General features: G+C 36.4%; 3 protein-coding genes. All 3 read left to right on the top strand.

Going from position 1 to position 2,565, the window contains the following annotated elements; all coding sequences use genetic code 11:
- Positions 1-243 precede the first annotated feature (243 nt).
- The 3 genes from O3636_RS10590 to O3636_RS10580 all read left to right on the top strand — a co-directional run bounded on the left by O3636_RS10590 (position 244) and on the right by O3636_RS10580 (position 2,268).
- Entirely contained in the window at positions 244-456 is a 213-nt protein-coding gene (locus O3636_RS10590) for a hypothetical protein (RefSeq protein WP_371643109.1), read from the top strand.
- The gene (locus O3636_RS10585; RefSeq protein ID WP_371643107.1) at positions 446-787 is read left to right on the top strand and encodes a hypothetical protein; all 342 of its coding nucleotides are present in this window, start codon (positions 446-448) and stop codon (positions 785-787) included. Before O3636_RS10590 ends, O3636_RS10585 begins: the two co-directional genes overlap by 11 nt.
- A 482-nt stretch (positions 788-1,269) precedes the next feature.
- Complete coding sequence (locus O3636_RS10580) at positions 1,270-2,268, top strand: protein rep (RefSeq protein WP_371643105.1); 999 nt, start codon at positions 1,270-1,272, stop codon at positions 2,266-2,268.
- Positions 2,269-2,565: the final 297 nt, after the last annotated feature.

The raw sequence follows: 2,565 nt of genomic DNA, 5'->3' as shown, positions 1-2,565 counted from the left end.
AGGTATCATGTTTTTTATATTTTTAGGTAAATGCTGAATAAATAGAATCCTGATGAGGGGTTTTTGTTTTGTTTTTTAATCGACCTTTCTACTCAAGGGCATAATAGTTGCCAATATAAATTGGTGGTGTATACTAGTATTAGTCTAAGGGAAAAGGCTGAAATCAGCTAGAAATAATAACAATAAAAATCATTAAGGAGGAACAAATATAATACCGTTAAACGGTTAGAAAGTTGGTAGTTTTTGCATAAACTAACAGATAAAGAAAAGCTAAATAAGTGGCTTTCACAGAACAAAGTGTGTCAGTATGAACTTGCTGAATCCATTGGTATATCTCGGTATACCCTTATTGAGTGGCTTAGAAAACCCTTGAGTGATGAGAGAAAAGAACGAATTGCACAGGGTGTAGCTAAGATTGAACTCCAAATCGAAAGGGGTTATAATCATGGCAAATAAATTAAGTGGACTACACAAAGAAGCCTATAAGATTTTAAGAACGAATGGTATGACTCCAGGGCAAGACTTAGCAAATTCTTTAGGTGTTTCTTATCGTCAATGTATGTCTGTGCTGAATGAATTGGCTTTAGTTTATGCTATTCCTGTTGTTTCTTGTAGAGACATTGCTAAAGACTGTGGGGTGTATATTGCTACAAACAAGCAAGAAGCCTATGATGGTACTGCACAGTTATATAGTCAATACCTTAGCACTAAAAAGCGTGTGGACGTTGTCCGTAAAGCTGATTTTTCAGTCTTAAGAGCTTATGATGAACAGTGTGAGATTGGCTAAATAATGGGTTAGGGGAAACGTAAAAAAATGACCCTGAAAGGGGTCATTTTTTGGAGTTTCTTCTTGTCTTGATACATATAGAAATAACAAGATTTTAGAAAACCACCAAAAAAGTATAGCCTTTAGATGGCGCAAAGCCTTATGGAATAAGGGTTTAAGACAGATAAAGGGTGTAGTTTTTATGGTGGAATAGGGTGGAACGGAATGGTGGAAAAAGTGTAAGTTTTGAAACACAGAAAAACCCTCGGATTTTGTCCAAAATCAAGAGAGGGTTTTGAGTGTGAGTCTGTAACTTAACAAGTTTTAAAAGTTATGGTACTATAAAGTCTCTAAGCGTTGATACACAAGGAAAAAAGACAAAAAGAAAAACCCTTGCACTGGTTGAACGCTTGGTGTATAATTAAGTTGCTACACAAAATTACATACGGAAAGGCAGAGTGCTGAGGTTTTTTAGTGTTTTTAAATTGCACTCTGATTATATCATGATGGTTGATGAAAATCAATACCCATGCACTGGGAACACTTTAGGAGAAATCCTAAAAGATGTTTCTAAGGCAGGAAAAGATAGACTCTGGAGCAAAAGAAAGTTATCTAGTTTAGAACTTGCTGATAGGCTTAAAAAGCTCCATTTTCCCTGTGCTGAAAATGTCAGTGAATGCTCAGAGGTATTGGAGTTTGAAGAAAAAAGTGATGGTACTTTGAGACTTGTTCGGACTTGGTTTTGTAAGAACAAACTGTGTGCTATCTGTAACTGGAGAAAAGCCTTAAAATACTCTTATCAGTCAAGTAGAATCATAGATAAAGCAATACAAGAATATCCTAAAGCTCGCTTTTTATTCTTGACTTTGACAATTAAAAATATGAGTTCTGACAAGTTGAAGGATGATATATCTGAAATGTCAAAAGGCTTTAATAGGCTTTTCAAGTACAAGAAAGTTGATAAAAATATTATCGGTTTTGTGAGGTCTTTAGAGGTCACACGGAATCATGACACAGAGGAATACCACCCACACTTTCATGTATTGTTGATGGTCAAACCCACTTACTTTAAGAACTCAGAAAACTATATACCACAGACAGAATGGATTGAACTTTGGAAAAAGGCAATGAAATTAGATTATGACCCTGTGGTAAATATCAAGGTGGTTAAAAGCACAGAATCGAAAGAGATAGATAAGGCAGTAAAAGAAACTGCTAAGTACCCTATCAAACCCTTTGACGTAGACACAGACAAAGACGGTCAGGAGTTGTCAGAGGAAACTAAACTAAGAATCACAGGCGAAATCATGGACGGTTTATATCGAAAACGTCAAATAGGGTTTGGAAAGTTGTTTAAGCAAATCAAAAAAGATTTAGAATTGGACGACTTAGAAGATGGCGACTTAGTGAATGTTAGTGATGAAAATGATGACACAAGCAAAGGCAGAGCCTTGGTTGCTTGCTGGAACAAGGATATAAAAAACTATGTAGTAGTTTTCTAAAAGGTGTAGGCACAATGTCTATGCCTTTTCTTGCGTTTATGCCGTGAAAGCTGATTGACAATAAGCCGAACAGAGTACGCTAGGACGTGACGAGCCGAAAGGCTTTAGCCTTCGGAACGGATACGGACAAAGTACGTCCAGTGAGGGTTTCTTATTGTCAATTAGTCATGGAATAAATTAAGCAAGGAATAAGGCAGAACTGCACAGAATCCATTGATACGTTTTAGGATGTGGTGAGAATTGGACAAACCCTTGTACTGCTTGGTGTTAGCTTACTTTGTGGTTAGATTTTTTTAG

Origin of the sequence: Streptococcus sp. 27098_8_76 (assembly GCF_041432315.1) — a bacterium.
Taxonomy (GTDB): Bacteria; Bacillota; Bacilli; order Lactobacillales; family Streptococcaceae; genus Streptococcus.
This window is presented reverse-complemented; position numbering and strand designations above follow the sequence as displayed.